Source organism: Gloeocapsopsis crepidinum LEGE 06123 (assembly GCF_015207655.1).
In the GTDB taxonomy this organism is placed as follows: domain Bacteria; phylum Cyanobacteriota; class Cyanobacteriia; order Cyanobacteriales; family Chroococcidiopsidaceae; genus Gloeocapsopsis; species Gloeocapsopsis crepidinum.
The window spans coordinates 14,719-41,082 of the sequence record NZ_JADEWN010000030.1 but is presented as its reverse complement, the minus strand read 5'-3'; the positions used below and the strand labels follow the sequence as shown (position 1 = coordinate 41,082).

General features: G+C 42.6%; 31 protein-coding genes and 1 tRNA gene. 20 read left to right on the top strand and 12 right to left on the bottom strand.

Annotated features, from left to right (window positions below):
• Window positions 1-61: 61 nt before the first annotated feature.
• Complete coding sequence (locus IQ230_RS13355; protein ID WP_193932464.1) at window positions 62-625, bottom strand: PadR family transcriptional regulator; 564 nt, start codon at window positions 623-625, stop codon at window positions 62-64.
• Between the two features lie 140 nt (window positions 626-765).
• Here IQ230_RS13355 and IQ230_RS13350 point away from each other — a divergent pair, with 140 nt between their 5' ends.
• The 5 genes from IQ230_RS13350 (at window position 766) to IQ230_RS13330 (ending at window position 5,712) form a co-directional block, all read left to right on the top strand.
• Complete coding sequence (locus tag IQ230_RS13350; protein WP_193932463.1) at window positions 766-1,953, top strand: ABC exporter membrane fusion protein; 1,188 nt, start codon at window positions 766-768, stop codon at window positions 1,951-1,953.
• A gap of 149 nt (window positions 1,954-2,102) precedes the next feature.
• Window positions 2,103-3,257, top strand: coding sequence for an ABC transporter permease DevC (devC, locus tag IQ230_RS13345; protein WP_193932462.1), 1,155 nt, complete (start codon window positions 2,103-2,105; stop codon window positions 3,255-3,257).
• 22 nt (window positions 3,258-3,279) lie between these two features.
• Window positions 3,280-3,981 carry a DevA family ABC transporter ATP-binding protein gene (locus IQ230_RS13340; RefSeq protein ID WP_193932461.1) on the top strand — a complete coding sequence of 234 codons (702 nt, stop codon included), beginning with the start codon at window positions 3,280-3,282 and terminating at the stop codon, window positions 3,979-3,981.
• A 1-nt stretch (window position 3,982) separates the two neighbouring features.
• Entirely contained in the window at window positions 3,983-4,840 is an 858-nt protein-coding gene (locus IQ230_RS13335; protein WP_193932460.1) for an SDR family oxidoreductase, read from the top strand.
• 305 nt (window positions 4,841-5,145) lie between these two features.
• Window positions 5,146-5,712, top strand: a complete 567-nt coding sequence (locus tag IQ230_RS13330; protein WP_193932459.1) for a manganese efflux pump MntP — start codon at window positions 5,146-5,148, stop codon at window positions 5,710-5,712.
• Between the two features lie 15 nt (window positions 5,713-5,727).
• Here the strand turns inward: IQ230_RS13330 and IQ230_RS13325 are convergent, their stop codons facing one another.
• Window positions 5,728-6,606, bottom strand: a complete 879-nt coding sequence (locus tag IQ230_RS13325; RefSeq protein WP_228054868.1) for a magnesium transporter — start codon at window positions 6,604-6,606, stop codon at window positions 5,728-5,730.
• Window positions 6,607-6,846: 240 nt separating this feature from the next.
• On the bottom strand, window positions 6,847-8,040 hold the full coding sequence (locus IQ230_RS13320; RefSeq protein ID WP_193932458.1) for an FAD-dependent oxidoreductase: 1,194 nt from the start codon (window positions 8,038-8,040) through the stop codon (window positions 6,847-6,849).
• A gap of 102 nt (window positions 8,041-8,142) precedes the next feature.
• Here IQ230_RS13320 and IQ230_RS13315 point away from each other — a divergent pair, with 102 nt between their 5' ends.
• From IQ230_RS13315 to IQ230_RS13275, 9 genes are all read left to right on the top strand, one after another.
• Entirely contained in the window at window positions 8,143-8,709 is a 567-nt protein-coding gene (locus tag IQ230_RS13315; RefSeq protein ID WP_193932457.1) for a DUF4126 domain-containing protein, read from the top strand.
• 105 nt (window positions 8,710-8,814) lie between these two features.
• Entirely contained in the window at window positions 8,815-10,293 is a 1,479-nt protein-coding gene (locus tag IQ230_RS13310; RefSeq protein WP_193932456.1) for a type I restriction-modification system subunit M, read from the top strand.
• Window positions 10,290-10,481 carry a hypothetical protein gene (locus IQ230_RS13305; protein WP_193932455.1) on the top strand — a complete coding sequence of 64 codons (192 nt, stop codon included), beginning with the start codon at window positions 10,290-10,292 and terminating at the stop codon, window positions 10,479-10,481. Before IQ230_RS13310 ends, IQ230_RS13305 begins: the two co-directional genes overlap by 4 nt.
• The gene (locus IQ230_RS13300; RefSeq protein ID WP_193932454.1) at window positions 10,469-10,681 is read left to right on the top strand and encodes a DUF2283 domain-containing protein; all 213 of its coding nucleotides are present in this window, start codon (window positions 10,469-10,471) and stop codon (window positions 10,679-10,681) included. The genes IQ230_RS13305 and IQ230_RS13300 overlap by 13 nt, the downstream gene beginning before the upstream one ends.
• A gap of 83 nt (window positions 10,682-10,764) precedes the next feature.
• Complete coding sequence (locus IQ230_RS13295; protein ID WP_193932453.1) at window positions 10,765-11,112, top strand: DUF6883 domain-containing protein; 348 nt, start codon at window positions 10,765-10,767, stop codon at window positions 11,110-11,112.
• Window positions 11,109-11,441, top strand: a complete 333-nt coding sequence (locus IQ230_RS13290; RefSeq protein WP_193932452.1) for a DUF4926 domain-containing protein — start codon at window positions 11,109-11,111, stop codon at window positions 11,439-11,441. The genes IQ230_RS13295 and IQ230_RS13290 overlap by 4 nt, the downstream gene beginning before the upstream one ends.
• Window positions 11,395-11,598: a hypothetical protein gene (locus tag IQ230_RS13285; protein WP_193932483.1), complete on the top strand. Its 204-nt coding sequence runs from the start codon at window positions 11,395-11,397 to the stop codon at window positions 11,596-11,598. The genes IQ230_RS13290 and IQ230_RS13285 overlap by 47 nt, the downstream gene beginning before the upstream one ends.
• A complete protein-coding gene (locus tag IQ230_RS13280) occupies window positions 11,595-12,752 on the top strand; it encodes a restriction endonuclease subunit S (RefSeq protein WP_193932451.1) in 1,158 nt (385 codons plus the stop codon). The genes IQ230_RS13285 and IQ230_RS13280 overlap by 4 nt, the downstream gene beginning before the upstream one ends.
• A 273-nt stretch (window positions 12,753-13,025) precedes the next feature.
• Window positions 13,026-14,339, top strand: coding sequence for a DEAD/DEAH box helicase (locus IQ230_RS13275; protein ID WP_193932450.1), 1,314 nt, complete (start codon window positions 13,026-13,028; stop codon window positions 14,337-14,339).
• Between the two features lie 190 nt (window positions 14,340-14,529).
• On the opposite strand, the gene IQ230_RS13270 is transcribed toward IQ230_RS13275, so the two are convergent.
• From IQ230_RS13270 to IQ230_RS13260, 4 genes are read right to left on the bottom strand one after another with little or no spacing between them, the layout of a single operon-like run.
• Window positions 14,530-14,733, bottom strand: coding sequence for a hypothetical protein (locus tag IQ230_RS13270; RefSeq protein WP_193932480.1), 204 nt, complete (start codon window positions 14,731-14,733; stop codon window positions 14,530-14,532).
• A complete protein-coding gene (locus tag IQ230_RS26655) occupies window positions 14,714-14,923 on the bottom strand; it encodes a hypothetical protein (RefSeq protein ID WP_228054866.1) in 210 nt (69 codons plus the stop codon). Before IQ230_RS26655 ends, IQ230_RS13270 begins: the two co-directional genes overlap by 20 nt.
• Complete coding sequence (locus tag IQ230_RS26650) at window positions 14,923-15,285, bottom strand: hypothetical protein (protein WP_228054865.1); 363 nt, start codon at window positions 15,283-15,285, stop codon at window positions 14,923-14,925. Before IQ230_RS26650 ends, IQ230_RS26655 begins: the two co-directional genes overlap by 1 nt.
• Window positions 15,278-15,475, bottom strand: coding sequence for a hypothetical protein (locus tag IQ230_RS13260; protein ID WP_228054864.1), 198 nt, complete (start codon window positions 15,473-15,475; stop codon window positions 15,278-15,280). The genes IQ230_RS26650 and IQ230_RS13260 overlap by 8 nt, the downstream gene beginning before the upstream one ends.
• A 79-nt stretch (window positions 15,476-15,554) precedes the next feature.
• On the opposite strand from IQ230_RS13260, the gene IQ230_RS13255 reads away from it, so the two are divergent.
• The gene (locus IQ230_RS13255) at window positions 15,555-18,959 is read left to right on the top strand and encodes a DEAD/DEAH box helicase family protein (RefSeq protein ID WP_193932449.1); all 3,405 of its coding nucleotides are present in this window, start codon (window positions 15,555-15,557) and stop codon (window positions 18,957-18,959) included.
• A gap of 111 nt (window positions 18,960-19,070) precedes the next feature.
• On the opposite strand, the gene IQ230_RS13250 is transcribed toward IQ230_RS13255, so the two are convergent.
• From IQ230_RS13250 to IQ230_RS13235, 4 genes are all read right to left on the bottom strand, one after another.
• Window positions 19,071-19,144 (bottom strand) — tRNA-Pro (locus IQ230_RS13250).
• Between the two features lie 41 nt (window positions 19,145-19,185).
• Window positions 19,186-19,551, bottom strand: a complete 366-nt coding sequence (locus IQ230_RS13245) for a DUF1818 family protein (protein WP_193932448.1) — start codon at window positions 19,549-19,551, stop codon at window positions 19,186-19,188.
• 9 nt (window positions 19,552-19,560) lie between these two features.
• A complete protein-coding gene (locus IQ230_RS13240) occupies window positions 19,561-20,127 on the bottom strand; it encodes a hypothetical protein (RefSeq protein WP_193932447.1) in 567 nt (188 codons plus the stop codon).
• Between the two features lie 10 nt (window positions 20,128-20,137).
• The gene (locus tag IQ230_RS13235; protein WP_099702326.1) at window positions 20,138-20,371 is read right to left on the bottom strand and encodes a DNA-directed RNA polymerase subunit omega; all 234 of its coding nucleotides are present in this window, start codon (window positions 20,369-20,371) and stop codon (window positions 20,138-20,140) included.
• A gap of 147 nt (window positions 20,372-20,518) precedes the next feature.
• Here IQ230_RS13235 and IQ230_RS13230 point away from each other — a divergent pair, with 147 nt between their 5' ends.
• Both IQ230_RS13230 and IQ230_RS13225 read left to right on the top strand, forming a co-directional pair.
• On the top strand, window positions 20,519-20,941 hold the full coding sequence (locus IQ230_RS13230) for a fasciclin domain-containing protein (protein ID WP_193932479.1): 423 nt from the start codon (window positions 20,519-20,521) through the stop codon (window positions 20,939-20,941).
• A gap of 279 nt (window positions 20,942-21,220) precedes the next feature.
• Entirely contained in the window at window positions 21,221-21,532 is a 312-nt protein-coding gene (locus IQ230_RS13225; protein ID WP_193932446.1) for a hypothetical protein, read from the top strand.
• 64 nt (window positions 21,533-21,596) lie between these two features.
• Here IQ230_RS13225 and IQ230_RS13220 read toward each other — a convergent pair whose 3' ends face one another.
• A complete protein-coding gene (locus IQ230_RS13220) occupies window positions 21,597-23,060 on the bottom strand; it encodes a glycoside hydrolase family 13 protein (RefSeq protein ID WP_193932445.1) in 1,464 nt (487 codons plus the stop codon).
• A 243-nt stretch (window positions 23,061-23,303) separates the two neighbouring features.
• Here IQ230_RS13220 and IQ230_RS13215 point away from each other — a divergent pair, with 243 nt between their 5' ends.
• The 3 genes from IQ230_RS13215 (at window position 23,304) to IQ230_RS13205 (ending at window position 26,279) form a co-directional block, all read left to right on the top strand.
• The gene (locus IQ230_RS13215) at window positions 23,304-23,984 is read left to right on the top strand and encodes a hypothetical protein (protein WP_228054863.1); all 681 of its coding nucleotides are present in this window, start codon (window positions 23,304-23,306) and stop codon (window positions 23,982-23,984) included.
• Window positions 23,985-24,382: 398 nt separating this feature from the next.
• On the top strand, window positions 24,383-25,672 hold the full coding sequence (locus IQ230_RS13210) for a glucose-1-phosphate adenylyltransferase (protein WP_193932444.1): 1,290 nt from the start codon (window positions 24,383-24,385) through the stop codon (window positions 25,670-25,672).
• Between the two features lie 85 nt (window positions 25,673-25,757).
• On the top strand, window positions 25,758-26,279 hold the full coding sequence (locus IQ230_RS13205) for an AAA family ATPase (RefSeq protein ID WP_193932443.1): 522 nt from the start codon (window positions 25,758-25,760) through the stop codon (window positions 26,277-26,279).
• The last annotated feature ends 85 nt before the right edge of the window (window positions 26,280-26,364 follow it).

Here is a 26,364-nt window from a genome sequence, read left to right as displayed (position 1 = left end):
AAGTAAGAGAAACCTAATGCGATCGCGCTACTTTTAACAAGACATCGCTAACGTTGACAATTTAATTTTGGGTTGATTCTGCAATTTTATGAAGCATCGCCAGTGTTTCATCACACCAATTTAGTAGTGCTTGACTTGTGTAGAGTCCGTATCGCAGCGTTGCCATGCAGTAAGGGTAATCTGGATCGTTACAATGCTGGTGCTGCAACTTTTGCTCGATCGCACGATATTCTTGGAGCAATTTTTGTTGAAATTCTTGAAAATGCTTGACATGAGTAATGTTATCTGCTGCAGAGATTTCTCGCCCAAAGAATAGTTTCAACAGTAACTCGATACGTTCTATCGGATGATCGGCTGGTTCGGTTAACCACTGACGCAGTTCTTCTTTACCTTTGTCAGTCAACGTGTAGACGTAGCGATCTGGCTTTCCTACCTGTTCTTCGACAGATTTTGTTGCTAAGCCTTCTGCAACTAGACGCTTGAGAATTGGATAAATTTGACCGTAACTTTCGTGCCAGAAGTAGTTAACGCTTTGTTCAATTTCTTTTTTAATGTCGTAGCCAGACATGGAACCCCATGTCAAGATTCCCATGATTGCATACTTGCTTTTATTCTCGCGTGCCATATATAATTTCTTGCATATCTCTAAAAGATATATAACAATAAGATCTAGATTGTAGCAGTGAAGTAGCTTTAAGTGAAGGCTACATATAGGGTGCGATCGCCATTGTCAACCTCATTTCAGCATGGAGTGTATTAGTAGCCATGTTCCAGTCGAGTGTTAGCGATAAGCCAACCATTAAACCAGTATTGCGGCGGGTTACTATTTTAGCGGTTATCGGTGCGGTAGCTACAGGTGGGATTCTGTACGCTGTGTCACGTTTCCAGATTAGGCATCCTGCACCTACTCCTACGGTTAGCGTCCCGCAAGCGCAAGTAGTTACAGCATTAGGACGTTTGGAACCATACCAAGAAGTAATTCAACTATCTGCACCAGTTTCAGCTGAAAGTAGCCGTGTTGATGAATTACTGGTGAAACAAGGAGATAAAGTGCGTCAAGGACAAGTAGTAGCAATTTTGGATAGTCGCGATCGCCTCCTGACAGCGTTAGAACAAGCACAGCAACAAGTTAAAGTTGCCCAAACACGTTTAGCACAAGTGAAAGCGGGTGCTAAAACTGGGGAAATTAATGCACAAACTGCAACAATTTCACGAATTGAAGTAGAAAAGCAAGAAGAAACTAAAGCCCAAAAAGCAACAATTGCTCGAATTGAAGCCGAAGTTAGTAATGCTCAACTTGAATATCAACGGTATCAGAAATTATATCAAGAAGGGGCAATTTCTACATCCGAACGTGATAGCAAGAGGTTAACTCTACAAACTGTGCAGCAGCAACTTAATGAAGCACAAGCAAATTTAAATCGCATTACGAGAAGTAGACAAGAACAAATTGATGAAGCGAAAGCAACATTAGATCAAATTGCCGAAGTTCGTCCTGTCGATGTTGCAGCAGCACAAGCAGAGGTTGATAGTGCAATTGTTGCAGTGAAGCAAGCGCAAGCAAATTTAGATTTAGCATACGTGCGATCGCCTAGAGATGGACAAATTATTAATATTCATACTTGGTCGGGTGAAGTTGTTGGTAATGACGGAGTTGTTGATATTGGACAAACTGATCAAATGTATGTTGTTGCCGAGGTTTATGAAAGCGATATTCAAAAAGTTCGTCTCGGTCAAAAGGTAACAATTACTAGTAGCGCTTTTGCTGGAGAATTGCAGGGAAAAGTTGAGGAAATTGGTCTAGAAATTGGTAAAAAAGATGTTCTAGATACTGATCCAACAGCAAACATTGATTCGAGAGTTGTTGAGGTTAAAGTTCGTCTTGACCCTGAAGCTAGTCAGCAAGTTTCTGGATTGACTAATTTGCAGGTGAAGTCTGTGATTAAGCTTTGATTAACGAACCTTACTAGACACAGAGAAGCCACTTCCATGCAAGGGTTTCCCCGTTGAGGAAAGTGGCGTTACGCAGAAAAGAAGAGTTAGGAAGAGGTGATTTGTGAGGATTCTGGATTAATCAATAACTAATAACTGAGATATAGCAAATGAAACGTAAAACTCCGTTGGCTTGGTTGCAAGTGAGTCGTGAAAGAACGCGGCTGTTGATTGCAATGGCAGGAATTGCTTTTGCTGATATGTTGATGTTTTTACAAATGGGTTTTCAGGATGCACTTTATGATAGCAACACACGCATGCATCGCAGTATGCGGGCTGATTTGGTTTTAGTGAGTCCGCAAGCACAAAATATAGTTAATCTGTCAACATTTCCGCGCAGTCGGTTGTATCAGACAATGAACTTTGCTGGTGTTGAATCGGCTGTACCTTTGTATGCTGAAACGGCTAATTGGAAAGTTCCGCAAACACGCCTCAATAGTGCTGTATTAGTTTTGGCTTTTAATCCAGAAAAATCAGCTTTTAGCTTATCAGGAGTTGAACAAAATCTCGATCGGATTAAACTTCCTGATACTTTTTTATTTGATAGTGGTTCTAGAGGAGAATACGATCAGACGATCGCACAACTGAAACAAGCGCAATCGATATTTACAGAATTTAGCGATCGCAAGATTGAAATTGATGGTTTATTTAATGTCGGTGCTTCGTTTGCTGCTGATGGAAATTTGATTACAAGTGACTTAAATTTCTTGCGGATTTTTCCTCAACGTACAGCCGCAGAAGTGAGTGTAGGGTTAGTAACATTAAAGCCTGGTAGCGATCCGCAGCAAGTTGCTGCTGTTTTAAAGGCTGGATTGTCTAACGATGTCCAAGTTCTGACGCATGAAGAGTTTGTCGAAACTGAGAAAACATATTGGGCTAATAATACACCAATTGGCTTTATTTTTAGTTTGGGCACTGCGATCGGATTTGTAGTTGGTGTTGTGATTGTTTATCAAATTCTTTATAGCGATGTTTCAGATCACTTATCTGAATATGCAACGCTTAAAGCAATGGGATACAAGGATATTTATTTGCTTGGTGTCGTTTTTCAAGAAGCAATCATTCTCGCAATTCTTGGCTTTATTCCTGGATACACAATTTCTGTGGGACTTTATGGCTTAACAAGAAGTGCAACAAACTTACCATTATTTATGACACTTGTAAGAGCAATTTCGGTATTTTGCTTGACTATCATTATGTGTCTTGCTTCTGGACTTATTGCAATGCGAAAACTCCGTGCAGCCGATCCAGCAGATATTTTCTAGAAACTACTTAAATCAAAAAAATATGCAGCAACCTGTAATTCATATTCAAAATCTCAATCACTACTTTGGTCAAGGACAGCTACGTAAACAAGTACTGTTTGATGTCAATTTAGAAATTTTTTCTGGTGAAATTGTCATTATGACAGGACCATCAGGTTCAGGGAAAACAACGTTATTGAGTTTGATTGGTGGCTTAAGATCTGCTCAAGCAGGTCATTTACAAGTTTTGAATCAAGAATTGTGTGGTGCAAATAAAAGCCAATTAGTACAAGTGCGGCGCAATATTGGATATATTTTTCAAGCACATAATTTATTAAAGTTTTTGACAGCACAGCAAAATGTGCAAATGTCAATCGAATTACAGGAAAATATGTCTTACCAAGAAGTACAAGAAAAATCTGCAGCAATACTTGAAACTGTAGGATTAGGAAACCGAGTGAATTACTATCCTGAAGATTTGTCAGGAGGGCAAAAACAACGAGTTGCGATCGCACGGGCTTTGGTAAGTCGTCCTCAATTAGTTTTAGCTGATGAACCGACTGCAGCTTTAGATAGCAAATCAGGGCGAGATGTTGTTGAACTTATGCAACAATTAGCAAAAGAACAAGGAACAACTATTTTGCTAGTAACTCACGATAACCGCATTTTGGATGTTGCTGACCGCATTGTGCATATGGAAGACGGACAATTAGCTCAAAATACCAAACTTGCAACAGCAGTATAAGATGACTTACGTAACGAAAGGTGCAGTTGTTGTCACAGGTGCATCTACAGGAATTGGTGCAGCGTGTGCGCTACGTTTAGATCAGTTAGGGTTTCAAGTCTTTGCTGGTGTACGTAAGAATGAAGATGCGCAAGCTTTGCAACAGAAAGCTTCGCCAAAGTTAACGCCAATCTTTTTGGATGTGACTGATACTGACTCAATTACAGCCTCTGTTGAGAAGGTAGCGATCGCTGTAGAAAATTCCGCATTAATTGGATTAGTCAACAATGCAGGTATCGCTGTTGCAGCGCCTTTAGAATTTATCCCAATCACTGAATTTCGCAGACAGCTAGAAGTCAATACCACTGCACAACTTGCAGTTACTCAAGCTTTTCTCCCGCTATTACGATCAGCAAAGGGACGAATTGTGAACATGGGTTCGATTAGCGGAAGAAGTACAACACCGTTTTTAGGTGCTTATAGTGCATCCAAATTCGCGCTAGAAGCTTTGACTGATGCATTGCGTCTTGAGTTACGCCCGTGGGGAATCTGGGTGGCAATTATTGAACCTGGTGCGATCGCAACTCCAATTTGGCAAAAATCTTTGGCTCAAGCCGATATCTTACAACAAAATTTACCATATTCAGCCCATGAACTCTACGGTCGGGCAATGAATACAGCTAGTAAAGGCGCAGCGAATCTTGCGCAAAAGGGAATTTCGCCTGATCAAGTCGCCCAGGCTGTTGTTCACGCACTAACAGCAAAAAGACCAAAAACTCGCTATCTTGTTGGGCAAGATGCCAGAATCAGGGCAATGTTGAAGTTCTTACCAGATCGGATCGTTGATGAAATTACTGCTAAAGCAATGAATCTTCAGTAGCGGGTCTACAATTGTTTACGTTTACATACTACGACAGGAAGACTACACCTAAGTGGTTTCCCAAAAAATCTTAGAGGTCATTCGTAAAGAAAAATAGTACTAAATTTTAGTCTCAATAGCATAAATACATTTTTTTTACTTATACATTTAATAAGTAAACTTAAATAATGAACTTTATTTAGTACTCAAATTCTAATTATGAGAAAAGTATGAATTAACCATGAACTGAATATGAAAGAAAACCATAGAATTTTGTTGAAAAATCAGGTAAAACAATAGAAGAATGAATTAAATTTATAAAGTTAATGCAACCAACGGCTACTCTAATTTTAGCATTGGGATTAGCAGCAGATGCCTTCGCAGTTTCAGTTGCTAGTGGTTTAAAAATTAAGTACGTCAAAGTTAGTAAAGCTTTGAAAATTGCTATATTCTTTGGTGGTTTTCAAGCTATTATGCCCTTAATTGGATGGGTAGCAGGAATTAGTTTAAGAACTCTCCTAGCAGCTATTAGTCATTGGGTAGCTTTTAGTATTCTTTGTTTACTTGGCATCAAAATGATCTGTGAATCGTGTCAAGAAGGTGAAGAAAAAGATTTCAACCCCTTATGTAATTCTACCTTATTAGCATTAGCTATTGGGACTAGTATTGATGCTTTAGCAGTCGGTTTAGGTTTTGCATTACTCAAAGATTCAATTTTTACTATCATTACTGCAATCGGATTTATTACCTTTTGGTTAACATTTTTTGGCGTTTTTATTGGTAATAAATTTGGTAACTTTTTCCAGAACAAAATTGAAATTGTTGGTGGAGGAATTTTAATTGCTATTGGCAGTAAGATCTTAATAGAAAATTTAATCAAAGTAACTGCATAGAAATTAATACTTCTACTATACCTGTAAGAAAAATCTGGCAGTATAAAGGTAAATTAAAATACCCAAGACATCGACAATTGTGGCACTCAGAGGTGCTGACATTAAAGCTGGATCGAAACCAAGAAATTGAAAAAGAAATGGTAAAACAGCACCAGAAACTGTGCCAATAATAGAAATCGTAAATAGGCTTACTCCTACCACTATTGCTACAGTAGAGTTATTTTGTAACAGTAAAGCTTCTCCGACAACAATTAGTCCCATCATTCCCCCAAGCAAGATTCCAGCGATCGCCTCTCTACCCAATACAGGAAGTAACCGCTTTTGAGTGGGAACATCAGAGTTTAGCCCGCGCACAACTACCGTTGCAGATTGAATACTGACATTACCGCCACTAGCAAGAAGTAGAGGAATAAAGATAGCTAAAACAACGACTTTTTGTAAAACATCCTCTTGACTCTCAATCACAGCCGCAGTGATAGTATTTGTGATCAGAAGAACAAATAACCAGCCGATTCTTCTACGAGTCACAGAGAAGGGATTGCTAGGAAAGTAATTACTGTCTTCTTCTGAATCTTCAATTTCATTAGTGGTTGGTGTATATAAAAACTGAAATAACTGTTTTTTTTCTTCCAGCGAAAGGTTGTTGACAAGGTTGTTGTCATTTTGGTTTTGAAAATCTGCTTGCAGTTGTTGCTGTAAATTACTATCCAAGAGTTGATAAACTGCGATCGCTTGGCTTCTAGGTAGTAAGTAAAATGTTTGACTTTGCAACTGTGATGGTAACGCTGCAATTTGGCGGGCAATTTCTGGTGGTTCCTGGTTAGCAAGTAATGGTGGAGATATCGATAGAGTTTCTCCTTCAATGTGTGTAGGTAAATCTTGATCGTGCAACAAAGTGTTTCCTCCAAATTTTGCTTCTACTCTAGATCGCAACAAAAGCAGTGATTTTCTCTATATAAGCAATACATATGACTTGAATACATTGTTCTGCAGAAAGAGTTAAGCAATTGAAGAATAGACTGCTTGTAGTATGAATCACAGATGCCCTACAACCCCTTTCGACGCTATCCAAGCATGTAACTTTGTACATTCAAATAAGGCTTTTGGCAGTAATTCCACGGTAGGGTACTTTGTTTATACTGTAAGTTTGAGTGGGGTTACTCCTTGTCGTAACTTGCGCTGTCGATGCAACCAAGACAGTTTTATGGGAGTGCGAATCAGAGGTGCTAAAAAACTAACACCCCAGCGGAGAAAGGCACTTTTCTCTAAAAGTTCAGCTTGTGCTGCTTCTTGGCTTTGCAGTTGCTGTGCTTTAATGATTTCTGGTTCCCGTTGAGATTGAATTTGCGGTAATACTGCATCAACCGCAGTTGCATCTTGAGACAAGCAAGGAACTAAATGATTTGCCGCAGCGATCGCATCCCGCAATGCCATATTAATACCTTGAGCGCGAATTGGTGACATTGGGTGTGCAGCATCACCCAACAAAAGTAAACCTGGTTGATACCAACGCGGACACCGCCCAACAACAACAGATAATAAGACAGGTCGCTCAACTGTATCTGCAAAAGTGCGAAAATGTTCTGCTAACCATGGTGGCGATGCCGCAGCAAATATTTCAGCCCAATGATCAACATGCTTCCAATCTTGGGGAAAATCTTTAGGCAGTGTCCAGCCTAAGTGAAGATTTCCTTCAGAACTACGAAACAATCCGAACGCATAGCGATCGCAAAGAATTGAATAAAAGACATTCTCCGACTTAAAATGCGGGCTATCGGCTAATTTAAACCACAAAATATCAAAGCTGTGAGATTGTTGCTCTAAAAGTAAGTTAGCGCGTTGCCGTACTATAGAATTACGCCCGTCTGTACCAATGACTAAATCTGCATTTAAATTGCGTCCATCACTGAGCTTGACACCGACAACTCGCTGATCCCACAATAAATCTTGTACCGCAGTACCTTGGATAAACTCAAAATGAGAGTAATGACTCGCTGCGTCGATTAATGCTTCTAAAAAAGCAGGCTGAGAAACTAACGTGCAAGGTTTACCACCAGGTTCAAGAGGTTCATCAACGCGAAAAAGCGATCGCTTATTGATAATCACCTCCCAAGCATCTAAAGCTTGATGCGGAATGCGTTCTAAAATTGGCAACAATTCCATTTGTTCTAATGCATCTAAACCACTTGGCATTAAGCCTTCACCCCGAAAAGTACGGCGAAAGTTTCGTGATGCTTCAATTAACGTGACACGAATACCGCGTTTTACTAATAGCAGTGCTAGTGTTACACCCGCAGGACCAGCCCCAACAATAATAACTTGAGCCATATATTTAATTTACATAATACATAATTGCTAATCGCTCATACACAATCTCACTAATTACCTAATCTAGAATGAACCTAGAAGGGCATAATATTTAATCTAGCTATGGATTCCTTAGAAAGTATAGTTATTGGTATTGCTTTAAGTGCAGCGTGCGGTTTTCGGATTTTTGTGCCACCACTTGTGATGAGTATTGCTGCAATTTATGGACATCTACCGCTGTCCTCAGGCTTTGAGTGGATGGGAACGTATCCGGCACTTTATGCCTTTGGCATAGCAACAATAATTGAGATTGCCGCTTATTATATCCCCTGGGTGGATAATTTATTAGATACGGTTGCGACTCCTACTGCGATCGCCTTTGGTACTTGGATTGCTGCGGCTTTGTTTCCGAACACCGATCCTTTACTTAAATGGACAATGGCAGTGCTTGCAGGCGGTGGTTCAGCAGGAATTATTCAAGCTTTAACAAGCTTTACGCGGTTATCTTCAACTGCATTAACTGTAGGACTAGGCAACAGTATTATCACCACAATCGAGTCAATTGGTGCGTTTGCATTATCAGGTTTAGCAATTTTTGTCCCTCTATTAGCAATCGGCTTAGTATTAGGATTGCTCTTTTTCAGCTTCAGCAAGGGCTTCCAGATATTTGCAATCAAGCGACAACAGTAAATTTGAGGACAACAACAAACGGATTGACTAAGTGGGCATTATATATATTGATTGACTGATACGCGATCGCGCACCCCGATCGCGCTTCACCCAGGAGTTGAATGAATGATCACAGGTGAAATGAAGTCTAAGGTCGATCGGCTTTGGACTACGTTTTGGAATAACGGTATTAGTAACCCCCTTTCAGTCATTGAGCAAATTTCCTATTTACTATTTATTAAGCGCTTGGATGACTTAGAACTAACTAAGGAGCGCAAAGCCCAACGGCTAAATAGACCCGTTAGCGATCCAATTTTTTCTATTGAGCAGCAGTGTTGTCGCTGGTCTAGTTTTAAAAATCTTACTGATTCTGAGGAAATGCTGCACGTTGTCCGAGATAAAGCATTTCCGTTCATCAAAAATTTGGGGCAAGATACTCTAGAAAGCGCCTATGCTCGTCATATGAAGGATGCTGTCTTCCTGATTGCTAGTCCTGCGCTGCTGGCGAGTGTGGTAGGGCAGATCGAGCAAATTCCGATGGAGGATCGGGATACAAAAGGCGACCTGTACGAATATATGCTCTCGAAGCTGACAACGGCGGGGACGAATGGGCAGTTTCGCACACCGCGCCACATTATCAAGATGATGGTAGAGTTGATGGCTCCAGGTCCAAGAGAAATTATCTGCGATCCGGCGTGTGGAACAGCAGGCTTTTTGGTAGCGGCGGCGGAGTATCTGCGCGACCTCAAAGATGGAGATGGAAACCTGATTCTGAATGCACCAGGGAACAGGGATCACTTCAACAGCAAGATGTTTCACGGGTTTGACTTTGATGCCACGATGCTGCGGATCGGCAGTATGAACATGATGCTACATGGCATTGAAGACCCGAAGATTGAAGCACGAGATTCTCTTTCTGAGGATCATGCTGGAGTCACTGAGTCTTTTACTTTAGTCTTGGCAAATCCACCGTTTAAAGGATCTGTAGAAAAGTCTACGATCGCCAAGGATCTCACTAAAATTATTTCGACTACCAAGACAGAATTGCTGTTTGTCGCCCTTTTACTGCGTTTATTGAAGATTGGGGGACGGGCGGCGGTGATTGTGCCGGATGGCGTACTATTTGGTTCCTCGACGGCGCATAAGAAAATTCGGGAAGTTTTGGTGGAAAACCATAAATTGGATGGCGTGATTTCGATGCCTTCAGGAGTGTTTAAGCCTTATGCGGGTGTGTCTACAGCAGTATTGATTTTCACTAAGACGGGCGTAGGAGGAACGGATAGCGTTTGGTTTTATGACATGGATGCGGATGGGTTATCGCTGGATGATAAGCGTCAGCCTGTCGCAGAAAATGACATACCGGATTTGCTGATGCGGTGGAAGAATCGGAATATTGAGCAGGATAGCGATCGCACGAAGAAGGCGTTTTTTGTGCCAAAGGCAGAAATTGCTGCAAATGGCTATGACTTGTCGATTAACCGTTACAAAGAAACTGAATATGCAGAGGTGACTTATAAACCTCCCAAAGTGATTTTGCAGAAGTTGCGAGATTTAGAGTCTGAAATTCGGGCAGATTTAGATGAATTAGAAAGGTTATTGGGATGACAAGCAATATCTCTTCTAATGAAGAGATTTTATTTGAAGTCGAAACACCCCTTGGCTTTCGCGTTCGGACAACCGTGAGTTATTGGGAACTGATGACTACCGCCAAACGGTTAAATGGTGAAGGCTTTTTGATTACAGCCTACAGAACAGGTGGAATTAAGGAGGGAACAGTGCTATGGCGCAAGTAAAAGTTTTTCATGACCGCATTGGCAATACTCTAGTTGTCTGGTTTGGCACTCCCGAAGATGAGTATGAAGTTGAGGAAACAGGGAATGAGGTGGTTTTGATAAAGGATAAAAACGGCAAGGTTATTGGTTTTGAAAAACTCAACTTTATGCCAACTTCGTCAGAACCGATAAGAGTTGCTTTTGAAACATTTGCTGTGTAGTCGATGAACGTAAACATAAAAGTGATTTTGCAGAAGTTGCAGCTAGAGGATAGTGTTCGGGCAGATTTGGATGCGTTACTAGGGTGAGGCTTAAAGACGTTGTTACTCGCTTGGTTATCGACTCACGTAAGTTGACTGAATATGCTTTAGATCCCGATAACCCAATTGGTGCAGCCAAAGCCTTGATGTTTCAAGAGCGCTTAGGATATACCAAAGATAACTATGAATTACTCCTGCAACAGATTCTAGATCGAGCTTTGGATGCTGAAGCAACTCCAACCCAAGCAGACGAACATGGGCAACGGTATCGAGTAGATTTGGAAATTGTTGGGCTACAAAACCAAGGGGAAATTGTTCGTACTGGTTGGATTGTGGAACCTGAAAGCGATTTTGCCAGGTTAGTCACATTATATGTAAGGAAGCGCTCATGATAAAACCTGAATTGTTCGATGTTGTTGAGTTGCTGATTGACTTACCAGAACACAATTTGCCAGCAGGTGTTCAGGGGGCAATTGTCGAGAAGTATGCCAACCAGCATTATGAAATAGAATTCACTAATAAAGATGGGGAAACTTTGGTATTGGCTGCACTACCTATAAATCAATTTGTTGTAGTTTGGCGGGCAACTACAAAAACTTGGGTTCCAGTTGCAGAAAAAATTGAAGCATTAGTAGCTAGTTTGCCAGAAGAAACCCGTTTAGAAGTATTTGATTTTGCACGATTCATTTACAGCCGCAGACAAGGATATCCTCAAAGGTGATATTGGCATGAGTCAAGGGAGTTTAGTTTTACAAAGTTGGTTGGAAGTAAGTCAGTTATTTAGAGTTAGCAAATTTAGAGGGCAATTGCAGAAGTTGCGATCGCTAGAGGATGAGATTCGAGCGGATTTGGATGCGTTGGAGGGGTTGCTAGGATGATAACAAGTGTTAGTCTTAGCGAACTTGTGACTATTCGTGGAGGCGGGACTCCTGATCGACAGAATCCTGACTATTGGAATGGTAATATTCCGTGGGCTTCAGTTAAAGATTTAAAAGATATATGGTTGGAAAATACACAAGAATTTATTACAGAGAAGGGAGTCAAGAATAGTGCTACTAATATAATTCCTACAGGAACAGTTGTTTTAGTAACCCGTATGGCTGTAGGCAGAGCTTGTATTACAAAAATGCCTGTAGCAATTAACCAAGACCTCAAAGCATTATTCTGTTCATCGAAACTTTTGCCTCAATATCTACTTTGGTTTTTGATATGGGCATCAGAAAAACTTGAGAATCAAGCATCAGGAGCAACTGTCAAAGGTATTAAAATCGATGCTCTAAATCAGTTAAAAATCCCCCTGCTTCCCCTAGAAGAACAGCGCCGCATTGCTGCCATTCTCGATAAGGCTGATGATGTTCGTCGGAAGCGTCAGCAAGCGATCGCTCTCACAGAAGAACTATTGCGATCGGCTTTTCTGGAAATGTTCGGCGATCCTGTTACGAACCCGAAGGGGTGGGAAGTTGTTGAACTTCAACAAGTGTGTCACCGAGTTACTGATGGAACACACCAACCGCCTGAGTGGGCAACTGAAGGAATTCCTTTTTTATTTGTTAGCAATATCGTTAATGGTGAGATTAATTTCAATGTGAGTAAATACATTACTGACAAGTCTTGGGCTTCACTCACTGCTCGCTGCCCAATCGAGGTCAATGACATTCTTTATACAACAGTGGGTAGCTACGGTAATGCCGCTTTAGTGCGTACTGAGAAGCGGTTTTGCTTTCAAAGACATATCGCCCACATCAAGCCTGATCCAGGCAAAATACATCCAGAGTTCCTTCTAGGTTTAATGCAATCTGACGGAGTAAAAAAACAAGCAGACCGACAAGTCCGAGGTGTAGCTCAAAAAACTTTGAACCTTCGTGAACTTAAGAAGTTCCAGATAACTGTACCTCCTCGTATTTACCAAGAACAGTATGTGGCTTTTCAGAAAAAAATTGAAAGTTGTCGTAATAACCAACAAAATTGTTTTAAAAGACAAGATGCTCTTTTCAACTCCCTGCTTCAAAGAGCCTTTCGAGGAGAACTCTGAGCTAAGAATATCGACGAATTGAGTGAGGAAACCAGAATTTGATAAATTCCTCAAGGCAGGACGGTGCTGTGATAAGCGTGGCGATCGCTGACCTTTACCACGTACTTTATAACAATTTGTGTTAAACTAAATGTTTGCTAGTACATCTCAGTCTGTTACTGGCACATTGGACTTGCTTGTTCGAGCTATCCAACACAACTACACATTTCTTGCTCTTAGACTGGTCCCAGGTATTTGATTTGGGTGGGGGCATTACTAGGAGCAACTACATCAATGACATTTCGCAACCTCGGTCTTTCGAGCGACTTACTTCGTGCTGTCGCCGATCAGAGCTACACCGAGCCAACCCCCATTCAACAGCAAGCAATTCCCGCCATTTTGCAGGGGCAAGATGTCTTTGCCAGCGCTCAAACTGGAACGGGAAAAACCGCTGGTTTTACGCTGCCTCTACTACAACGCCTCAACATCGGTCATCCTAATAAGGAACATCGCGCCCCCCGCGCCCTCATCCTCACCCCCACCCGCGAACTGGCAGCCCAGGTCAGCGATAGCGTCAGAACCTATGGTAAATATCTGTCTCTGCGCTCGGCAGTAATCTATGGTGGTATTGCAATTGGACCGCAAATTCAAACACTGCGTCGGGGAGTTGATATTTTAATCGCTACTCCTGGTCGTTTACTCGACCACTTGGAGCAAAAGACCCTCGATCTTTCCCGAATAGAAATACTCGTGTTGGATGAATGCGATCGGATGTTAGATATGGGCTTTATCCATGACATCCGCAAAATTCTGGCGAAGCTGCCCTCATCTCGGCAAACGCTGATGTTTTCTGCCACCTTCTCTAAAACAATTCAGCAGCTTGCTAACACCCTGCTAAAGTCTCCTACCCTAATCCAAGTTGCCCCCCGCAATACCGCTTCTGAGCAAGTGAAACAGGTCGTTCATCTTGTCGATCGCGATCGCAAGCGAGAACTACTTGCTTACATGATTAGTTTCCACAACTGGAAACAAGTGCTAGTGTTCACTCGCACGAAACATGGTGCTAATCGTCTAGCAGAGCAGCTTGCTAAAGACGGGCTAAGAACAGCCGCGATTCATGGCAACAAAAGCCAAGCAGCCCGCATGAGATCTCTAAACGATTTTAAGCAGGGCAAGGTGCGGGTATTAGTCGCCACTGACGTAGCATCACGGGGACTAGATATCGATCATCTCCCTCATGTAGTAAACTTTGAACTGCCCAATGTACCAGAAGACTACGTGCATCGCATTGGTCGTACAGGTCGCGCTGGAAAGGAAGGACAAGCAGTTTCTCTTGTTTGCAAAGATGAATATCCACTTTTGAAAGACATCGAACAATTACTCAATCAGACCCTTGCCAAAGACGTTATTCTAGGATACGAGCCAAGCTCCATAGCAAAGTCTGAGGCACAACCGAATCGTAAACGCTCCAAGCAACGTCGCAGTAACTGGGCAAAGCCCCAGACACAATCTCAACCTACTCGCAGCACGGTTGATAAAGGGGCGAAAAGACCTCGCTCTAACAACCTCAAAAAGCTCACGTTAGTAGAGAGTCGCGTTCAAAAATGATACCGCACTGCTTAAGCGCCTACAGATACTACTTAGATTAGTTTGAGAAGTGAATTTTGCCTACAAACCTCGATCAAATACCAGGCACAATATATAAAGCAAACTTAAGTAGATGCTATGAACCCCAAACAAGCTCTCCTCAAGGCGATCGAGCAACTGCCAGAACAACAACTTATTCATCTACTTCATTTTAAGTTGTAGGTTTTTCTTCACGTAGCTGCTTTATATCGTTCAGAAACTCTTCTAAATTAACCTCATCTAACCATTGATGACGCTCTTTCGTATAATCACCATGTCCTATATCAAACTGTTGTAGAAATCGGATCGTGCCAGCAACACCTAAAGCGTTTACCAATGCCCCATAACCTTTTCTTCTAATTTCCATTGGTGTCATCTTCATCTTCTTCCTCCTGAGTAGCTTTCATTAACCATGTAACGGGATTCTCTACCGCCACTTGTAGCACATTGCTAAATCTCAACGCTCTACGTAATAAGCGATCGTCAGTAGTCAGCATCACATCTGCTTTGCAGGTTTCTGCACAAGCAATATGAAATGCATCATAAAGCTGGAAGTTTAGTTTCATCAATTCCTTAGCTCTCTGAGTAATAGATTCATCAATTCCTTAGCTCTCTGAGTAATAGATTCATCAATTGCCACTTTGGTTTTGACAATTGTCATAGATGCTACCACTGCCTCCATTTTGTCTCGATCAGGCGTTTTCTCGATTTCAGCATCAAGGACTTCACTTCCAATCAATGTCCATTCATCCGATTGACACTTTTCAAGAATGAGCATAACCGCCTCAGCCTCTAGGCGAATTCTTTCTTGCCTGAGATCGTCAAAAGGTCTGTTGAAACAACAAACATCCATGTAAATGAAGTACCCTGGTGTTTTCATCGTGCTAGTTTCGCGATTCTTGCCAATTGCTACCCTGCTTTTATTCAATCGGGAAGCCAGGAATGGCTGTATCAATACGTGCCATTAGCTCTATTGTCTCTTGCAGGGCAACAACAATCCGCTTATAGTGTAGGACGTCTTCATCGCTAAGAGCGCGTCCTTTGCGGTCTTTGAGCAGCAAAACGCCGATCGATTTTCGCTTTTTGTCGATCGCGTTGTTGTGATAATTCCGGTGCAATTATTGTTGAATGGATTTTAATTCAATATTCGGTCAAAATTGGGAATATTGAATGAAGAGTCCTTTGCTACACGTTTAGATGGCATCCAATTTTGACTTTCTCCACACCCACTACCCGCAATTTGAACACGACGCCGCCCACGCCGAGAGCTTAGTCTACACTGCCCCACGCGCCAGTTGCTTCTATACCCGCTTCACCCTAGAGCAAGCTGTTCACTGGCTCTATGCCAACGATCCCTACCTTCAACTCCCTTACGATAGCAACCTTGCTGCCCTCATTCACGAGCAAACCTTTCAAGATAACCTAAAACCTGGACTCTTCCCCAAAATCCGTGCCATTCACAAGATGGGAAACGTTGCTGTCCACGACTCCACCAGTATCACGGAAAAAGATGCCCTCCACCTTGTTCAAGAACTTTTCCACTTTCTTTACTGGCTGTACCGCTCTTACGCTCCCGATGGCAAAAATATTCCCTCCCTTAAGTTTGATCGCCACCTCATCCCCCACAGCAACGCATCCGCAAATCTTGACCTCTCCCTGCCCCAACTCCAGGAACTAGAAACCCAACTTTCCCAGGCAGACGAGATGCGCCGCATCGCCGAAGAACGGCAACGGCAAACAGAACAGCAACTAGAAACCCTTAAACTAGAAATCGCCGCCCTCAAGCAGCAAAACCAAGCTGTCCCCGACACCCACGACTACAACGAAGCCGACACCCGCCGCTACCTAATTGACGTACTTCTTAAAGAAGCGGGCTGGAACATTGAGCGCACCGGATGGACAGAGTACGAAGTGCAAGGAATGCCCAACGAGACGGGTAAAGGCAAAGTAGACTACGTACTTTGGGGCAGTGATGGCAAACCGCTTGCCCTCATCGAAGCCAAACGCACGACTAAAAACCCCACCCAAGGCAAACACCAAGCTAAACTATATGCCGATTGTCTAGAACAACGCTTTAGTCAACGTCCTGTCATCTTCTACACTAACGGCTACGACCAATGGATCTGGGACGACCTAAACTATCCACCCCGCGAGATCCAGGGCTTCCTCAAAAAAGACGAGCTAGAACGCCTCATCTTCCGCCGTACCCACCGCAAACGGCTCCATCTGGTTCAAGTTAACCCCAGCATCGTCGAGCGCAGTTATCAGACCGAAGCCATTCGCCGCATTACTGAAACCTTTGACGAGAAGAAAGGACGCAAAGCCCTGCTGGTGATGGCAACCGGAACAGGAAAAACCCGTACTGCGATCGCTTTAGTTGACCTGCTGATGCGAGCTAATTGGGTGAAGCGCGTCCTCTTCCTCGCTGACCGCAATGCCCTTCTCACCCAAGCCTTCCGTGCCTTTAAAACCCATCTCCCCAATGTCACTCCTATAAATTTAACGCAAGACAAAGCAGTTGAGAGTGCCAATGTCGTACTCTCCACCTATCCAACGATGCTCAACGCCATTAATCGAAACAACGGGCGCACCGATGAAACTGGGCGGTTCTTTAGTCCAGGACACTTTGATCTAGTTGTCGTTGATGAGGCACACCGCTCGATTTACAAGAAATATCGCGCCCTGTTTGAATACTTTGATGCTCTTTTGGTGGGTTTAACTGCTACTCCCCGAGCTGAAGTTCACCGAGACACCTACCGCATCTTTGACTTAGAGCCAGGAGTACCTTCTTTTGCCTACGAACTTGATGATGCTGTCAAAGACGGCTACCTCGTCCCCTCAAGGGGGGTGGATGTTCCCTTCAAGTTTTTACGTACAGGGGTCAGGTACGCAGACCTCTCACCCCAAGAACAGGAAGAATACGAGGAAAAATTCAGAGATGAGGACACCGGAGCCATCCCCGACCAGGTGAATGCAGCAGCTTTGAACCAGTGGCTCTTCAATATCAGCACTGTAGACCAGGCACTAGAGTTGCTGATGCAACGAGGGCTAAAAGTAGACGGAGGCGATCGCCTGGGTAAGACCATTATCTTCGCCCGTAACCATAATCATGCTCAGTTTATCGTTCAACGCTTCGATATCAACTACCCCCACTACAAAGGCAAATTTGCTCAAGTCATCGACAGCCACAACACTTACGCCCAGAATCTCCTAGACGAATTCTCCCAAGCCAATAAAGAGCCAACTATTGCCGTTTCTGTAGATATGCTCGACACTGGCGTTGATGTCCCCGAAGTCGTCAACCTGGTTTTCTTCAAACCCGTCTATTCACAAGTCAAGTTCAACCAGATGATCGGGCGAGGTACTCGCCTTTGCCCAGACCTTTTTGGCATAGACGACAATAAGCAAGAGTTTTTGGTGTTTGATCTGTGCGGTAACTTTGATTTCTTTAACCAGCAAATTCCTGAAGCTAGCCAAAAGCTCAACGAAACCCTAACAACCCGCCTCGTCAAAACCCGTCTTGAACTAACCCAATTGATCAACGAAAGGGCAACCCACAATTCGGAGCAAGCCGAACTGCGAAATACTCTCCTAGACGACCTCCATCAGCACGTAGCGACAATGGAGCGATCAAACTTCTTGGTTCGCCGCCACCTGCAAACAGTAGAAGAATTCTCCAATCGAGAGCGCTGGAACCAACTTAGTGAAGACGATGTGGAGGCGATCGCCGAGTCCTTGGCGCTACTTCCCAATGGTCTGCCGACTGAAAATCGCCTTGCCAAAGAATTTGATCTCCTCTGCCTCAAACTCCAACTCTCAATCTTGAAGCGCACGAATGATTTTGTCAACCTACGCGACAAAGTGCGAGATCTCTTAAGCCAACTTGAGAAGAAAGACATTCCGATGGTCAGAGATCAACTCTCCCTGATCCAAGAAGTCCAGGCAGAAGATTGGTGGATGGATGTAACTCCCTGGATGATCGACTATGTACGGATTCACTTGCGAGATCTGATTAAGTTTATTGATCGCCAGGCGCAGTGCATCGTCTACACCGACTTCGCGGATGAACTTGGACAAGTCCAGGAGGTTGATGTACCCGCTCATAATACGGGCTTCAGTTCTTACCAATATCGTAAGAAGGTCGAAGCCTACATTCGCAACCATGAAGACCACATCGCGATCGCCAAACTTAAGCGCAATGCCCCCCTAACCCAAACCGATCTGGAGTCTTTAGAAAAAATGCTCTTTGGAGCAGAAGAAATCGGGAGTCGAGAGCAATTCGAGCAAGTCTTTGGTAAGGATCTGCACCTCAAGCTCTTTATTCGTAAACTTGTCGGATTAGACCGTAACGCTGCAAAAATTGCCTTTGCCCAGTATCTAGAGGGCGGCAACTTTAGCGCTAATCAAATTCGCTTTGTAGAAACCATCATCGACCACCTGACCCAAAACGGCGTAATGGATCCAGGCTTGCTCTATGAGCCGCCCTTCACGGATCTGCATCATAAAGGCTTGGATGGCGTGTTTGAGGACGACGATGCAAACCAGATCGTCTTGCTCGTGAACTCCTTCAACGAAACCGTAGGGATATTTGGGGCAGCGTAATTGACTCAATATGACCGTTAAATGAGACTTATTGATAATTCCGCACTCTCAATAACAATAAATGGTATTAGAGAAAGCTATATATGTTGTGTAAAAAGGGTTTTTAGTCAATCGGAGCGGCGGGATTCGAACCCACGACCTCCACTACCCCAAAGTGGCGCGCTACCAAGCTGCGCTACGCCCCGTCAAGAATATTAATGCTAGCACAGTTAAGCAACAATGAAAACTAGAAAACCTGAATCATTTGGACTGCTTGAATTAAACTAGGAACAGCTTGAGGTGTCCAACTGCCTTCTACTCCTCGTCCTGTATGCAGAATAAAGCGTAAACTGTAAGCATGAGGATAGCCTGTTACTTCCATCCACAGTAAATCACTCTCAGCTTCACAACTAATCTTTTCTTCGTCCATCAATTCCTGTGCAATTTGAGCGATTGATTCTGCTAGCTGTAGTGATAATCGACAAAAATCATTAAATTCAGCAGATGTCAGTTCAATTGCCCAGTCATCTGTACCAATTAAAGCTTGATATTGTGTAGCACTAGGGTTCCAACCAACGCGCCAACCAGTCCCACTTTTGACAACACGCTCCATATAACTTGATTATGGCATTAGTAGTCTTGCGCCTCCTGGCTGGGGCGGTAGTTCTTGTTGTGTCTCAGGGCTTGGTGTTGCAGGAGTTGCTGTAGCCGAATCGCTACTAAAAACATTCACAAGCGCTTGCACTAGTGCATTTCGTTGATCGCGGTTAAGGCGTTCAATTGCAGTGCGATCGCCTTCTAGGGGATTTTGTCGCAATGTATCGTTTCCTGGATAACTTTCTTCCCGAATCCATTCGTTTGCACCGAGATAATCAGCCAAAGTTAACTTCCAATCGAGTCGATAGTTTGGCGGACGTCCTTTGACGTAAGTATGATAGCTAATTAAGCGCCATACCAACGTGTTTTCTGGATCGACTTTCCCAGTTTGTCGGCTAATGTACTGGTTTTCTAGTGGTAAGTCGGGTAGCTGTTGATAAACTTGTTGCCAAACATCACTTATACGGACACTTTGAGCGATCGCTGGTTGTTGGAATGCCAGTTGATTTGCGTTATATCTTCCTGAACCCAAAGAAACTAGACAGACAACTGCAATTGCAGTGATGAATATTAGCGATCGCTTGCGTTTCACAGCCTAATTATTACTCCCCAATAATTTCTGGTTGAGTCAACTCATCAGACATTTCAATAATTGCCCGAATGACTGGCTTCATCATCGGATCGTCTATATTATCAAAATCTTCGTAACGACGACGCTTAGCACGGTTGGCTACTTGTACTGTGATCCGGTAACGGTTTGAAGCTGCACCGATTAATTCTTCTGCCCGATGCATAATTTGAGTTTGGGTCGTCTCGAACTTAGAACGCTTGAGCATAGTATTTTGTGCTGGGGATCTCTCTTAGTTTATCAGCACATTTATAGTTACAGTCTCATCACTTTATACTACAACCTTTCTGTTGATAGATGCTAAGCAAACGTTTTCATTTTATTAATGAATTTTAACACTATTACGGTTGCAATCATGGCAGACATTATAGATACTGCAGTCAATGCCGGTACTTTCAATACTTTGGTAGAAGCAATCAAAGCCACAGACTTAGTTGATATTTTGAAAAGTCCTGGTCCTTACACTGTCTTCGCACCTACAGACGAAGCATTTAACAAGCTACCAGAAGGAGTATCGCTTGAAGCATTACTGCAAGATAATCACAAGTTAAAGCGAATATTAACTTATCACGTTGCCTTTGGAGATGTGAGAGCTGAAGATTTAATGCAAATTGAGGAAGCCGAAACAGTCGAAGGTTCTGTAGTTGGAATCGAATCCTCTGGTGGAAAGATTAAAATTAATGATGCTAACGTTTTGCAATCCGATATTTTGACAGACAACGGTGTGATTCATGTCATTGACGCAGTACTCGTACCAGGTTTAGTTGCTGCTGAGTAACACGAGTTTGGATGGCGGCGGCTATTGTGTTCTAGTAAACAGCCGTAAATTGCAAATTTAGATACACTTTTGTGAGCAGATTATAGATGAGATTTGCTCACTTTATCAAATTGACCTGTTGTCGTTGCAAGTTAATAGGAATTTTTACTATTAAAATATTTATGTATTGTGAAAATAAAATTAGAAATATTTGCTTAAACTTAATTTAACTTAATTACTCTTTACAAAATACAAGATTTCTTTACAATAAATTAAGGAAACACCTTTTGGGTAAACATCATGGCACAAGCAGACCTAGATACCACCATTTCAGCTTTACAGGGTGGTTTAACCTCTATCCCTGCTGAAGCTGCTTTGGCTAACATTGAAAGCTGGGAAGCACAATTAAAAGACGCTGCACCTGAAATTGCTAGCGCCTTAGGCGAACTAAAAAGCCAATTAGCTAGTGGTAATGCTTCTGGTATTGCGCAAGCTTTAAAGCAAGTTGGTGGCAAAACGGCTGAAGCTGCTGCAAGTGCTGGTGGCGAAGCTGGCACAAAAGCACAGCAACTCGGTCAAATGTTAACTCAAGCCGGAAATTCTATCTCGTAAGCCTAAGAATCATCTCTAGATGTTAGGGTTTGGCATTGCCAAACCCTTTTCTATCTATACTGAGCTAAGCTACACCAAGGATACACCCAGAGCGCTCAGGCAAGGTTAACTTGATCTGAATCGATTCACCTGCACTATGCCATTGAGCGACGCCATCTCCATACAAAACCTGATTTGGTTGAGATTTCAAATCATTTGCGGGTACAGCTACACTTGCTGGTGTCTTACCAGTATTAATAGCAATAACAATTTCTTCATCTTCTAGGATGCGTGCAAAAACATAAATAGTAGCATCTGCATAGAGAACTCGGTATGTTCCTACGCGTAACGCTGGGTGAGTCTGTCGCAATGCAATCAGTTGACGGTGGCATTCTAAAATATCGCGTTCCCAGTGGGCTTCCAAGGGAAAACCACGACGAGAATCAGGATCTAAACCTCCAGCTAAGCCAACTTCATCGCCGTAATAGATACTAGGCGCACCAGGAAAAGTTAAAAGAAGTAGCGTTGCTAATTTGACACTAGAAAGATCGCCATCGGCAATTGACATCAACCTTGCCGTATCGTGACTAGCAAGTAGATTTAACTGTGTCAGTTGAATTTCCCACGGATACAGTTGCAAAAGTTGTTGCATTTTCTCTGCATACTCAGTTGCAGATAGAGATGGATACGCTTCATAAGAAGGTCCTTTAACTTGTTGAGGAACAATGCGATCGCCTGCGGCAAAAGCGATCGTAGGTCCAGCGAATAAGTAATTCATCACGCCATCAAACTGCGTACCATCGAGCCACTGACGCGAATCTCCCCAAACTTCCCCAACAATATAAGCTTCAGGATTGAGTGCTTTAACGCGATCGCGAAACTCTTGCCAAAAACCAGGGGTTTTCACTTCAAACGGCACATCCAAACGCCAACCATCGATCCCAAACTTAATCCAATATTCCGCAATTTCCATAATGTACTCGCGCACTTCTGGGTTATCATGATTAAATTCTGGTAGCGCCCGAATTCCCGCCCAACAACCATAGTTTGCTGGAAAATTCTCATCATAAGGATATAAAGGCCAATCTTGGATTTTAAACCAATCGACCCAAGGGGAATGTTGACCATTCTCTAAGACATCGTGGAAAAAGAAAAAGCCGCGACTTGAATGGTTAAAGACTCCATCCAAAACGACTTTCATATTGCGATCGTGACAAGCGTCTAGCAGTTCTTTAAATGCGCTGTTTCCTCCCAATAGCGGATCGACTTGGTAATAATCGTGCGTATGATAGCGATGGTTACTTGCTGATTGAAAGATGGGGGTGAAGTAGATGGCAGTAATCCCCAAATTCTGCAAGTAGTCTAGCTGTTCGGTCACACCCCATAAATCGCCACCTTTGTAGCCTTGGAGTGTCGGCATCTCATGCCAATCTTGCCACGAGGCGTTTTTCAATAATCGCTTGCGTGGTTGCTTGCTTTGAGCAAAACGATCTGGAAAAATTTGATAAAAAACAGCGTGCTTGACCCAATCTGGGGTTTGAATCAGCATAAATACTCCCTAGTCCTTCATAGACAGAGTACAAATACTTGCAAATTTCTGGTTCTAACCTGGGGTTGAATGTAAAGAATTTATGCAGATAAAGTTAGGGATTTTTGAGTAAACCCGTTATAACTTAACTAATGTACTTTAAGATACAGTTTTTTTTGGACAAGCGATGCCGCATACTCAATTTGGCAATTTATAATTCTATCTCTTATTAATTCTAAAAGTTTAATCTAGAAGTAACAAACCATGAAAGCTAAATTTTTTCTCTCTATTTTTTCTATAGCGCTCATGGGCTGTGGTACACAACGTATGACATTAAATACAGAAACACTACCTTCTTCATCTCCCACAGTAACTTCTGAGCCAAGGAATCAGCATAGTATCAGCCACACCACATCTCAAATTTCTCCTTCGACCTCTGAAGCCTTGATAATTTCAGCAACGGGTATTGGACTTGCTAAATTAGGTATGACTTTTGGGCAACTGAAGCAGGTGTTAGGTTCAGATGCCGAATTTAAGGTAGAGTCACCTTTTATGGTAGACTTCGACGCGATCGCACTTAGCAAGTCTGGAAAGGTGCAATACTACATTCTTTATCCCGCCGGAACAACCTTTTCTGATTCAGACTCAATCGAACTATTGTTGACTGATAATCCCGATCTCCGAACTACAGAAGGAGTTGGATCAGGGACATCACTGAAACAAGCAGAAGCAGTCTACGGAGATGCAACTTTGTCATATAACACCCAAAATGAATCTAGGGAATACGTAAGATTTGCTAATCAACCTGCTCGGAATCTGTTGTTTAGACCCACTGTTTCAAATCAACAATTTTCTGGAATTTACTCATCTCCAATCAGAGAATATAACGAAACGAAAAAATTTCAAGAATCAGCAACAATTCACTCTGTTTTAGTTGGCTTCTAGAACTTAGGTAATCACCAAACCTCTTAATTAGAAACCAAAACTCTTGATTGTTATTGAAACAATCTACTAAAAAATGAACTAGATGAAGCGTTCTTAGTTTCAAGAGTGCGTCTCAGGTTGCAAGATAGAGTGTTATGTAATGATTTATGTCTTCAGCAAATGCAGAGCATTCGTTCAGAAGTTCAACAAGCTGCAGATACTCAGAAACTGATTCAAGGCATTGTTAGCTTGATTGGGTTTTTAGTGAGACTTTGAACATTCGTCAAAAGTAGCGTAGTAAGCTTGACATAAAATCATTCCGCATCTTTTACCTAGCTTTCTTGATTTCCCCCTTACCAGCTGTCCCGCACAGTCATACACTGTACTTGGGAATCGAATGGCAGTTGGGAGGATTTTTTGTGAAAAAAGTACTAGCGATTATTTTAGGGGGCGGTGCAGGTACGCGGCTTTATCCGCTGACGAAGCTACGTGCCAAACCAGCAGTACCATTGGCAGGGAAATATCGCTTGATTGATATTCCTGTCAGTAACTGTATTAATTCAGAAATATTTAAAATCTACGTTCTGACACAATTTAACTCAGCTTCACTCAATCGTCATATCGCTCGTGCATACAGCTTTTCGGGTTTTACCGAAGGTTTTGTCGAAGTCTTAGCAGCCCAACAAACCCCAGAAAACCCTAACTGGTTCCAAGGGACAGCCGATGCAGTCCGCCAATATATTTGGTTATTGGAAGAGTGGGATGTTGATGAATACCTCATTCTATCTGGCGATCATCTTTACCGTATGGATTATCGCTTATTCGTCGAAAGACATCGCGATACCAATGCCGATATTACGCTTTCGGTTGTACCAATGGATGAGCGCCGCGCCTCTGATTTTGGGTTAATGAAAATCAATGATTCTGGACGAGTCGTAGATTTCAGCGAAAAACCCAAAGGTGAGGCATTGCGTCAGATGCAAGTTGATACTAGTATTTTGGGTTTGACAGCAGATCAAGCGCAACAAAAGCCATATATTGCGTCGATGGGGATTTACGTTTTTAAAAAAGACGTTCTCATTAAACTCTTGAAAGAATCTCAAGAACAAACGGATTTTGGCAAAGAAATTATTCCTGCTTCTGCCCAAGACTACAATGTCCAAGCTTACTTATTTGATGGTTACTGGGAAGATATTGGAACGATTGAAGCGTTTTATGATGCTAATTTGGCTTTAACGCGGCAGCCCCAACCCGCATTTAGTTTTTATGATGAAAATGCCCCAATTTACTCGCGGGCACGTTATTTGCCCCCTAGTAAGCTCTTAAACTGCCAAGTTACTGAATCAATTGTAGGAGATGGCTGTATTTTAAAAAATTGCCAAATTCATCATTCAATTTTAGGCGTGCGGGCACGAATTGAAGCAGGTTGCACAATTGAAGACTCGCTTATTATGGGAGCAGACTATTATCAACCATTTGCTGAAAGACAATCAGACTGCAATGATGGCATTATTCCTTTAGGAATTGGTGCAAATACAATAATTCGACGAGCGATCGTCGATAAAAATGCTCGGATCGGTTGTGACGTCCGAATCATCAACAAAGATCGCGTAGAAGAGGCAGAACGCGAATCTCAAGGATTTTATATTCGTAGTGGTATTACTGTTGTTCTGAAAAATGCAGTTATTCCTGATGGCACAGTGATTTAGTAGTTTGTAGCTAGTTGCTAGTGGTGAGTGATATATGACTCATCACTTTTTTACTTGAATTATCTTGTTTTCAGGCTCCTCAAAAATGGCTAGATTGATCTTGTTGATTGGATTACCAGGTAGTGGTAAATCAACACTAGCGCGTCAGCTGCTGGCGGAAGACCCTCGTCGGCGGCTGATTTCTACTGATGTGCTGCGTCAACAGTTGTTTGGCAGTGAAAGTATTCAAGGATCTTGGTTAATAATTTGGCGTCAAGTACAAATTCAGTTTCAACAAGCTGTTTTACAAATTTCTCAAGGAATCGCCTCTGAAGCAATCTATGATGCTACAAATACTCAGCGTCGCCAGCGACGCGAAGTGATTGCTCTTGCCCGTACTACTGGCTTTAATTACATTACTGGCGTATGGGTTGATACCCCAATTTGGCTGTGTTTAGCACGCAATAAAAGACGCGATCGCATAGTACCAGAAGAAGTTGTGCTGCGAATGCATCGTCAACTGCGAGATGCTCCACCAACACTAACAGAAGATTTAGATTGCTTGATTCACCGAAGAAGGAATCAGGAGTCAGAGATCGCGGATCAGAGAATTAGAGAAAGAACTTGACTATTACTCTGAATTTTAAGTACGGATATTACGCAGCAGCTTTGACGAACAACCGAACGTAACTGCCTTGGCACTCGTCGTCATC

What these genes read in the sequence shown, in the direction of transcription:
- IQ230_RS13355 (WP_193932464.1), bottom strand. Translation starts at nt 625, where the DNA reads ATGGCACGCGAGAATAAAAGCAAGTATGCAATCATGGGAATCTTGACA.
- IQ230_RS13350 (WP_193932463.1), top strand. Translation starts at nt 766, where the DNA reads ATGTTCCAGTCGAGTGTTAGCGATAAGCCAACCATTAAACCAGTATTG.
- devC (WP_193932462.1), top strand. Translation starts at nt 2,103, where the DNA reads ATGAAACGTAAAACTCCGTTGGCTTGGTTGCAAGTGAGTCGTGAAAGA.
- IQ230_RS13340 (WP_193932461.1), top strand. Translation starts at nt 3,280, where the DNA reads ATGCAGCAACCTGTAATTCATATTCAAAATCTCAATCACTACTTTGGT.
- IQ230_RS13335 (WP_193932460.1), top strand. Translation starts at nt 3,983, where the DNA reads ATGACTTACGTAACGAAAGGTGCAGTTGTTGTCACAGGTGCATCTACA.
- IQ230_RS13330 (WP_193932459.1), top strand. Translation starts at nt 5,146, where the DNA reads ATGCAACCAACGGCTACTCTAATTTTAGCATTGGGATTAGCAGCAGAT.
- IQ230_RS13320 (WP_193932458.1), bottom strand. Translation starts at nt 8,040, where the DNA reads ATGGCTCAAGTTATTATTGTTGGGGCTGGTCCTGCGGGTGTAACACTA.
- IQ230_RS13315 (WP_193932457.1), top strand. Translation starts at nt 8,143, where the DNA reads ATGGATTCCTTAGAAAGTATAGTTATTGGTATTGCTTTAAGTGCAGCG.
- IQ230_RS13310 (WP_193932456.1), top strand. Translation starts at nt 8,815, where the DNA reads ATGATCACAGGTGAAATGAAGTCTAAGGTCGATCGGCTTTGGACTACG.
- IQ230_RS13305 (WP_193932455.1), top strand. Translation starts at nt 10,290, where the DNA reads ATGACAAGCAATATCTCTTCTAATGAAGAGATTTTATTTGAAGTCGAA.
- IQ230_RS13300 (WP_193932454.1), top strand. Translation starts at nt 10,469, where the DNA reads ATGGCGCAAGTAAAAGTTTTTCATGACCGCATTGGCAATACTCTAGTT.
- IQ230_RS13290 (WP_193932452.1), top strand. Translation starts at nt 11,109, where the DNA reads ATGATAAAACCTGAATTGTTCGATGTTGTTGAGTTGCTGATTGACTTA.
- IQ230_RS13280 (WP_193932451.1), top strand. Translation starts at nt 11,595, where the DNA reads ATGATAACAAGTGTTAGTCTTAGCGAACTTGTGACTATTCGTGGAGGC.
- IQ230_RS13275 (WP_193932450.1), top strand. Translation starts at nt 13,026, where the DNA reads ATGACATTTCGCAACCTCGGTCTTTCGAGCGACTTACTTCGTGCTGTC.
- IQ230_RS13270 (WP_193932480.1), bottom strand. Translation starts at nt 14,733, where the DNA reads ATGACACCAATGGAAATTAGAAGAAAAGGTTATGGGGCATTGGTAAAC.
- IQ230_RS26655 (WP_228054866.1), bottom strand. Translation starts at nt 14,923, where the DNA reads ATGAAACTAAACTTCCAGCTTTATGATGCATTTCATATTGCTTGTGCA.
- IQ230_RS13255 (WP_193932449.1), top strand. Translation starts at nt 15,555, where the DNA reads ATGGCATCCAATTTTGACTTTCTCCACACCCACTACCCGCAATTTGAA.
- IQ230_RS13245 (WP_193932448.1), bottom strand. Translation starts at nt 19,551, where the DNA reads ATGGAGCGTGTTGTCAAAAGTGGGACTGGTTGGCGCGTTGGTTGGAAC.
- IQ230_RS13235 (WP_099702326.1), bottom strand. Translation starts at nt 20,371, where the DNA reads ATGCTCAAGCGTTCTAAGTTCGAGACGACCCAAACTCAAATTATGCAT.
- IQ230_RS13230 (WP_193932479.1), top strand. Translation starts at nt 20,519, where the DNA reads ATGGCAGACATTATAGATACTGCAGTCAATGCCGGTACTTTCAATACT.
- IQ230_RS13225 (WP_193932446.1), top strand. Translation starts at nt 21,221, where the DNA reads ATGGCACAAGCAGACCTAGATACCACCATTTCAGCTTTACAGGGTGGT.
- IQ230_RS13220 (WP_193932445.1), bottom strand. Translation starts at nt 23,060, where the DNA reads ATGCTGATTCAAACCCCAGATTGGGTCAAGCACGCTGTTTTTTATCAA.
- IQ230_RS13215 (WP_228054863.1), top strand. Translation starts at nt 23,304, where the DNA reads ATGAAAGCTAAATTTTTTCTCTCTATTTTTTCTATAGCGCTCATGGGC.
- IQ230_RS13205 (WP_193932443.1), top strand. Translation starts at nt 25,758, where the DNA reads ATGGCTAGATTGATCTTGTTGATTGGATTACCAGGTAGTGGTAAATCA.